Source organism: Shimwellia pseudoproteus (assembly GCF_016415625.1).
In the GTDB taxonomy this organism is placed as follows: domain Bacteria; phylum Pseudomonadota; class Gammaproteobacteria; order Enterobacterales; family Enterobacteriaceae; genus Shimwellia; species Shimwellia pseudoproteus.
Genome location: NZ_WBXP01000080.1, coordinates 1 through 8,142, shown reverse-complemented (window position 1 = coordinate 8,142; position 8,142 = coordinate 1). Strand labels below are relative to the sequence as shown.

The following is an 8,142-nucleotide window of genomic DNA, read 5'->3' as shown; positions in this document are numbered from 1 at the left end:
TGTGTTTGCGGGAAAAAAATCGGCCCAGATCCGCGAAATTTTAATCAGCGAGTCAGCTTGGGAAGAAATGACCTGCTTATTCGCACCTTCCCTAATATACCCAGAGCGTTTATTATCGGTTATCGATGGCAGTTTTCCTGCTGAACTTATCAATGTATTACAACTGCCACACTGTGGGCATTTTAAATGCATCCTCATTCTCCATATTTATAGTTTGCTAAAAAGTAGTCACATCTGCTTCGTAGCCGCAGTATTCAGAAGCAGGTCAGTCACTCCCTGCCCTGTCTGACGCATACGTTCCGGTGTTAATTTCGCGTAACGTTCTGTACTCTGAATACTGGCATGCGCCAGTTGGGCTTTAACGTCATACAGGCTGAATTGACCACTCGAAACCAGTAAAGAGGCAACAGAATGACGTGTGGTGTGAAAACAGACTTCATTCTTGTCTATACCGCACTGTGCCAGTATTTTTTCATATGCCCATCGGGGTTCCGATATCGGTTTTCCATTATCCTTAATGGCGAACAGATACGGATTACTGCCAACTCGTGGGATAGCATCAATAATCGATAATGCGGCATCGCTTAGATATACCGTCCGACTGCGACCATTTTTTGTATAAGGAATGAACAGAGTACGATTGGCCCGGTCGATATGTTCATGCCTGACATTAAGCATTTCTGATTTGCGTGTACCGGTTAACAACAACATGGCTATCAATCCCCCGGCAGCTTTGTTGGGATATTGGGTAGCAGCGTCAAGAATGCGCCTGATCTCATCAGCATCAAAAAAGCGCGTCCGCTGATTATTCTCTTTCAGTAAAGGGATCTTATCGGCTTCATTCTTTTCCAGCACATCCTGTCGCAACGCATAACGCCCCATCGTTTTCAGAATAGCAAGGTCTCTGTTACAGGTAGACGGCGCATATTGCTGCCCGTGAATACGCCCCTCCAGCATGTCAAACAGCACCTGTTGTATCTCTCTGGCCCTGAGATCGCAGTAACGTATCTTTCCCAGACGAGGTTCAATGTATTGCGTGAAACGCTGAACATCCTTATCCCAGGACTTTTTATGGCGTTTGATGAACGGAACATAGGTCTGGTGAAAAAACTCACTAAGTGTTGGCATCGCACGATAATTATCGCGTTCTGCTTTAGGGTCATTTCCCAGTGCAATCGCCTCCTTATGACGGCGAGCTATCTGGCGAGCTGTCCCCACATCAATGTCAGGGAATCTGCCAATACTGATACTTTTTTTGGTACCGTGGAATGTGTAGCGCAGGAGGAAACGTTTGTTACCCGTTCGACCTGAGAGACATTTGAGGCCAATAACTTCGGTATCAGATACCTCAAGCTCTGTAGATCTGGTATCTGTGTTTGCCGGAAGGGCTTTGATGGATGCATTGGTAAACCGGAAGGATTTTTGCATAATTATCCTCATCTATCTGACTGATAACATGAAAATAATATATCTTTGAATTGTCATTCATTTCGAGGTGGGGTAACGCATGGAAACGCTGCTCAAAGAGTATACGCAAATATTACAGGGGCTTAACGCTCGGTCATTCAACCTGAAGGAAGATAAATACTCGGGTGTCTTTTTACCTGTCCCCTTTGATGAATACTGGCACTCTCCGGTAAAAATCATGCTGGTTGGACGTGAAACGGCTGGCTGGAATACCCGGAATGGGAAGAATACGATGTTAAGGGCGCTGGGCATTATACCCGGCGTCACCGCAGATCAGGTGGTTAAAGAGGCTATAGTTCGTTACCAGCAGCATCTGGCAGTTAAAAACGATGGAACACCAAACCTCAAATCACGTAGCCGCTTCACGCAATATCATTTCAGGCTGGCCCGGAAGTTAGAGATTCCCCCTCAGGCTATCGTATATGCCAATCTACTGGCGTGGGATTACGACAGACTGACACCACTCATTCGCCCTGAGAATGAAGTACAGGAAGTGATATCTGCCTCACTGAAGCTGTTGACTGCACAAATCAAGCATCTGGCGCCCAATTTCATTATCTTTGCATCCGGAGTGCGGAGAACAGACTACATCCTCAAACGGTTGCTGACTGAGTATTTGGATGGTTATGAGACATTATCCGTCACGCCTGGGAGGCTATGGGAATTTAAAGCGGGTAATGCGATATGTTTCAGAATAGCTCATCCAAGGGCTATGCGCGGACATCAGAAGTACAGAGATGAGGTGATTGAGCGCATTAAGCAACTCTGCAACCCGGGCCACTAGTTGTTGCATTACAGATAATGTAGCGGACATTCTAAGTTTACCTCCCGGAGAAGTACCGGAAATCAGCCGAAGTAGCCCCGTTCTCTATGTTAGAGGTGACGCGTACTTTTCGACATTACCAGGCTGGAGATTGCAGCTCATTGCACCCCGTGAGCACAGGATATGCACAGGACATGAATTTCAGGCACAAAAAAACCACCCGGAGGTGGTTTCACGACACTGCTTATTGCTTTGATTATTCTGATGTTTCCCATGGTACCCGGAGCGGGACTTGAACCCGCACAGCGCGAACGCCGAGGGATTTTAAATCCCTTGTGTCTACCGATTCCACCATCCGGGCTCGGGGAAAATTGGAGGCGCGTTCCGGAGTCGAACCGGACTAGACGGATTTGCAATCCGCTACATAACCGCTTTGCTAACGCGCCAAATTTTTATCCCTTTCGGGAGGACACCCGCCGAAGCGTTTGTCATTAAACTGGAGCGGGAAACGAGACTCGAACTCGCGACCCCGACCTTGGCAAGGTCGTGCTCTACCAACTGAGCTATTCCCGCTTAACCAAGCAATATTATTGCGAACAACTTAATTACTTGATTTCGTTATCGTCTGGAAGACTGTGCCGCCGTTCGATGCGTTGCATTCTACTTACCTGACGCGGTGAGTCAACGATATTTTTCGCCGCAATGTATCGTTTGCTGAAAATTACGGCGAAGTGATCACTGTTCAAGCAAATCGCCCCGTGCTGCGCTCAAATATTGCAGCATAGACCAGAGCGTCAGAACGGCCGCGACAAAGAGCAGCGCAATGCCCAGCGACTCAATCCACATGTTTGGCCGCCACAACAGCGCAATCAGCGCCAGCATTTGGGCCGTGGTTTTCACTTTCCCAATCCAGGACACCGCCACACTGCTGCGTTTCCCCAGTTCAGCCATCCACTCCCGCAGTGCGGAGATAATAATCTCGCGGGCGATCATCGTTGCCGCCGGCAACGTGACCCACCAGCTGTGGTAATACTCCACCACCAGCACCATCGCGATAGCCACCATGACTTTATCCGCCACCGGATCGAGGAATGCCCCGAAACGCGTGCTTTGATTCCAGCGCCGCGCCAGGAACCCGTCAAACCAGTCCGTTATCGCCGCCAGCCAAAAAATAAACGCGCAGGCAAACGGCGCCCACGTAAAAGGCAGGTAGAACGCGATGACAAAAAACGGAATCAAAATAACTCGGAACAGCGTTAGTAGTGTTGGTATGTTAAATCGCATAGCACCGGTAACTATTTGTCGTCAATGAAGATTGACCTATGTTGCTACATAGGAACTAATGTTTCAACGAGTAGTAGATCTTTTCTGCCAGCGCCTGAGAGATACCCGGCACTTTTGCGATCTCTTCCACACTCGCATTCATCAGGGGCTGTAATCCCCCCATGTACTTCAGTAATGACTGGCGACGTTTCGGGCCGATGCCTTCAATCGTCTCCAGCGAACTGGTATTTTTCACTTTTGCGCGTTTCTTGCGGTGGCCGCTGATCGCATGATCATGGGACTCATCGCGAATATGCTGTATCACATGCAGCGCGGGCGAATCCGGCGGCAACGAAAAACCACTGCCCTCAGGCTCAAGGTACAACGTTTCGAGGCCCGCTTTACGGTCACTGCCCTTCGCCACCCCTAACAACAGCGGGTGTTGCTTATCCCAGCTCACCTCCAGCGCCGCGAAAACCTCTTTCGCCTGGCGTAACTGCCCTTTGCCGCCATCAATCAAAATCACATCCGGGATCTTACTCTCATCAATGGCTTTACCATAGCGCCGTCGTAATACCTGATTCATCGCCGCATAGTCATCACCCGGGGTAATACCAGTGATATTATAACGCCGGTACTCCGCCCGCAGTGGTCCATTTGCGTCAAATACCACACAGGAAGCAATAGTTTGTTCCCCCATAGTGTGGCTGATATCAAAACACTCCATGCGCTTCACTGTCGGTAAATGCAAAACCGCCGCCAGCTCAGTCAAACGCTGGCTCACCGTGGCATGCTGCGACAAACGGGTCACCAGTGCTGTCGCCGCATTGGTCCGCGCCAGTTTCAGATAACGTGCCCGGGGGCCGCGCGGCTTCGTTTCCACATGAATACGTCGCCCGGCCAGTTCGCTGAGCGAATCCGCCAGCACCGTTTTGTCCGCCAGGGCAAAATCGAGCAAAATTTCACCGGGCAGCGTCCGCGCCTGGCTGCCCTGTAAATAAAACTGTCCAACAAACGTTTCAACCACTTCGCTTAACTCAGTGCCGGTGGGGATTTTGGGGAAATAACTGCGGCTGCCGAGGACTTTCCCCTGGCGGATAAATAACACATGCACGCAGGCCATCCCGGCATCAAAAGCCACCCCGATAACGTCCAGATCATCCCCAGTGTTAGAGACAAACTGCTTCTCGGTAACGCGCCGTACCGCCTGAATCTGATCCCGGAACCGCGCCGCATCTTCAAAATCCAGATTCGCGCTGGCCTTTTCCATCCGTTCGACCAGCTGGTTCAGTACCTGATCGTCTTTCCCGGATAAAAACAGCCGCACATACTCAACCTGGCGGGCGTATTCTTCTTCAGTTACCAGCCCTTTGACACACGGCCCAAGGCAGCGGCCAATCTGGTATTGCAGACAGGGACGGGAGCGATTGCGGTAAACGCTATTTTCACACTGGCGGATAGGGAACACTTTTTGCAGCAGCGCGAGGGTTTCGCGTACCGCATAGCCATTAGGAAAGGGGCCAAAATATTCCCCTTTGGCATGCTTCGCCCCCCGGTGCATGGCGAGGCGTGGGTGGGGTTCCCCACTGAGGAAAATAAACGGATAGGACTTATCATCCCGCAACAGCACGTTGTAACGCGGCTGGTACAGTTTGATGTAGTTGTGTTCCAGTAATAGCGCTTCCGTCTCGGTATGGGTTACCGTGACGTCTATCTGGGCAATCTGGCCAACCAGCGCTTCAGTTTTACGGCTGGCCAAATTAGCCCGGAAGTAGCTGGACAGCCGCTTCTTTAGATCTTTGGCTTTACCCACATAAATCACCGTGCCGCCGACGTCATACATCCGGTAAACGCCGGGCTGGCTGGTGACAGTTTTCAGAAATGCTTTTGAATCAAACACGGCGCTCACTGACTGGCTAGCGTCTCTGCATTGCAAAGACCATGACGGATAGCCAGATGGGTTAACTCAACATCACCACTGATATTCAGCTTGCTGAACATCCGGTAGCGGTAACTGTTCACCGTCTTAGGACTGAGATTCAGTTGCTCAGAGATCTCGTTAACCTTCTGGCCCCTGGTGATCATCAGCATAATCTGTAATTCGCGTTCAGACAAACTGGCAAAAGGTGACTCTGTTTTCGCCGGTTCAATCTGGCTTAGCGCCATTTGCTGGGCAATATCAGAGGCGATATAACGCTGGCCAGCATTGACCGAACGAATGGCATTCACCACTTCCTGCGGTGCGGCGCCTTTGCTGAGATACCCCGCAGCGCCAGCCTGCATCACCCGGGTCGGTAAGGGATTTTCTGTGTGTACCGTTAACATAATCACCCGGATGTCGGATGAAGAACGGGCAATTTTGCGTGTAGCCTCCAGACCGCCGATGCCGGGCATACTCATATCCATCAGCACGACGTCTACAGGGTTAGTCCGGCACCATTTGACGGCATCTTCACCGCAACAGGCTTCCCCGGCAACTTTTATACCCTTGATATCTTCAAGAATGCGTCGTATCCCTGCGCGCACCAGTTCGTGGTCATCAACAAGAAGGACGTTGATCAATGGATGATTCTCCAGAATAGGGATAACGCTGCTAGCTATTTCGTCATTATCTTAACGGTTTTCATTGCAAGTTTGAAACCACAAAATGCATTACTGCGATCTGTAACCCGCTTTGTGGAAATAAAGTTTTACGTCACCAGAACGATAGCCAAAATAATAATCATTCACTTCCGGAAAGCAGTAAATATATTAAGTACCTATTCAGTCCCCGTACCGTAAAGCACAGCCCAATAAAACACCATTATAATTAACATCAACAATACATTTGTTAAACAACATAGCACTACTACACTTGCCATAGCGACAGCTTACGCAGCAATGGCTAAAAAGTGAGCTGTATAATTTTGTTAATTTATCCGCGCACGTATTTGCTATCGCCTATGCTATACTCCGCCGTCCCGTTGTAGCCGTCATGATAAACGGTGTTCTAATCAGATAGAGGAAAATAAATGAGTACCCCTGACTTTTCCACTCGTGAAAACGCAGAAGAGCTGGCGCTTGAATTAAGCTGCATGAAGGCCCTGTTCGCCCAGATGTTAAAAGCGATGGGACAGGCTGATGCCGGTAAGGTAATAATTAAAATGGAAAAAGAAATCTCTCAGATGGAAAACCCTGATCATGCAGAGGCTTTCACTGGCACCCTGAAGCAGATTAAACAGGCGTACCGTTGCCAGTAATCTGAACTGCGGCTGGCTACCCGGCCGCCTCCCCTGCCCCGCAATACCGTCACACCTGTCCGATAGCTGACTAAATTAGCCCTGTCGCCGCTGCGTAGCAGGCGATCTGCGTTTTATTGGGCGCATTAAACCGCTTTTGCATGTTCTTTTGGTGGAAATTTACCGTATTTTCCGAAATCGCCAGGATCATCGCAATTTCCGAGGATGTTTTCCCCTCAGCCGTCCACTGTAAAATCTCACACTCACGCTTGCTGAGCCGCATTTCCCTGGCCTCAAAGGCCGGTGAGTCAATCCGCCGTAACGCCATCATGCTCAGCTCGCATATATGCAGCATACGCAGCATCAGCTCCTCTTCTGGCATGGTGACAGGCCGGGCAACATGATTAGAGACCGATAAATAGCCTACCGTCCGGTTCGGTGCAATCACACCCTGGGTATATCCCTGATGTAACACGGGCGATTGTGCGGAGTTGCTCAGCGGGGTAATCGCCTCCCAGGAGGAGAAATAACGGCTGCCGGGCTGCTCTTTGAGCACCAGATCACAGGCGGTGATGTCCTCCATCTGGTACGCCGCCAGCCACGGCTCGGGATAGTTAGTCGTGAGTGCCATCAGATTAGGGCGGGTGAAAGGAATAGGATGGCGTAGGCAAAAAGAAAAGTAGTCAAACCCCATTAGCATCGACTGGTGCTGCAGCACCCGCTGCAAATCTGCAGATGCCGCCACTGACTGGAAGGTTAACGAACTCTCCCGCCACCAACAAAAAAAATCGCTATCCTGCATAAGTGGCCTGCTCCTTACGTATAAATGATTAACAACAGCGATAGTAAATTTAGCACATTGTTAAAATCTATTTACCTTATTAGTTAATAATTTTTACCAAGTGCTTTAATTGGCCTATTTGCCCTATTGCAACACCTGCCGCTGATGGGGCTCAGTCAGCGGTTATTTGGGAAATTTTAGATTTATTACCAATAGCAATATAAAAACATATGTGCCTTATACCGTAATAAAACGGCGCAATTATCACCAGATAACGGATTTCCCTGCACAGCAAACAGGCCGCTTTAATCAGCAGTATTAATAAGTTAGTGCGGATAATAGCCAGAAATGAGAAATAGCCCCTGACATTTTCGGTGATCAATTAATAAGCAGCAGCGTGCTTTCCCGTGAGTATTAACCACGGGGGAGCAAAAGCACAGCATATTGACGGCGCAAGGCGCGGGGCAACGAAAAAAAACGCAGAATATCCCCGGGGGAATACCGGGCCACCCTGTCATCGGGTGGCCGGTGCTATTACTGCATCAGAAACTTGGCTTTGTTGAATAAATCGAACTTTTAGCCGAAATTAGGATCAGATCACCACACTCCTGACCCTGTAGCGACATCCTGTGACAAAGCAAAAGTTCAAA

The 8,142-nt window shown here is 49.5% G+C and carries 7 protein-coding genes and 3 tRNA genes; 2 read left to right on the top strand and 8 right to left on the bottom strand.

Annotated elements, in window-relative coordinates:
• Positions 1–228: 228 nt before the first annotated feature.
• On the bottom strand, positions 229–1,428 hold the full coding sequence (locus tag F9C28_RS19215; protein WP_199016873.1) for a tyrosine-type recombinase/integrase: 1,200 nt from the start codon (positions 1,426–1,428) through the stop codon (positions 229–231).
• A gap of 79 nt (positions 1,429–1,507) precedes the next feature.
• On the opposite strand from F9C28_RS19215, the gene F9C28_RS19210 reads away from it, so the two are divergent.
• Positions 1,508–2,251: a hypothetical protein gene (locus F9C28_RS19210; protein ID WP_042201988.1), complete on the top strand. Its 744-nt coding sequence runs from the start codon at positions 1,508–1,510 to the stop codon at positions 2,249–2,251.
• A 253-nt stretch (positions 2,252–2,504) separates the two neighbouring features.
• Here F9C28_RS19210 and F9C28_RS19205 read toward each other — a convergent pair.
• The 6 genes from F9C28_RS19205 to uvrY form a co-directional block, all read right to left on the bottom strand.
• Positions 2,505–2,591: transfer RNA gene (locus F9C28_RS19205), tRNA-Leu, on the bottom strand.
• Positions 2,592–2,602: 11 nt separating this feature from the next.
• A tRNA-Cys gene (locus F9C28_RS19200) sits at positions 2,603–2,676 on the bottom strand.
• 51 nt (positions 2,677–2,727) lie between these two features.
• Positions 2,728–2,803, bottom strand: a tRNA-Gly gene (locus tag F9C28_RS19195).
• Positions 2,804–2,965: 162 nt separating this feature from the next.
• On the bottom strand, positions 2,966–3,514 hold the full coding sequence (gene pgsA / locus F9C28_RS19190; protein WP_199016872.1) for a CDP-diacylglycerol--glycerol-3-phosphate 3-phosphatidyltransferase: 549 nt from the start codon (positions 3,512–3,514) through the stop codon (positions 2,966–2,968).
• 55 nt (positions 3,515–3,569) lie between these two features.
• Complete coding sequence (gene uvrC / locus F9C28_RS19185) at positions 3,570–5,402, bottom strand: excinuclease ABC subunit UvrC (protein WP_199016871.1); 1,833 nt, start codon at positions 5,400–5,402, stop codon at positions 3,570–3,572.
• Complete coding sequence (uvrY, locus tag F9C28_RS19180) at positions 5,399–6,055, bottom strand: UvrY/SirA/GacA family response regulator transcription factor (protein WP_199016870.1); 657 nt, start codon at positions 6,053–6,055, stop codon at positions 5,399–5,401. The genes uvrC and uvrY overlap by 4 nt, the downstream gene beginning before the upstream one ends.
• Before the next feature lie 449 nt (positions 6,056–6,504).
• On the opposite strand from uvrY, the gene F9C28_RS19175 reads away from it, so the two are divergent.
• Positions 6,505–6,732: a DUF2594 family protein gene (locus F9C28_RS19175; RefSeq protein WP_199016869.1), complete on the top strand. Its 228-nt coding sequence runs from the start codon at positions 6,505–6,507 to the stop codon at positions 6,730–6,732.
• 70 nt (positions 6,733–6,802) lie between these two features.
• Here F9C28_RS19175 and sdiA read toward each other — a convergent pair whose 3' ends face one another.
• Complete coding sequence (sdiA, locus tag F9C28_RS19170) at positions 6,803–7,513, bottom strand: transcriptional regulator SdiA (RefSeq protein ID WP_199016868.1); 711 nt, start codon at positions 7,511–7,513, stop codon at positions 6,803–6,805.
• Positions 7,514–8,142: the final 629 nt, after the last annotated feature.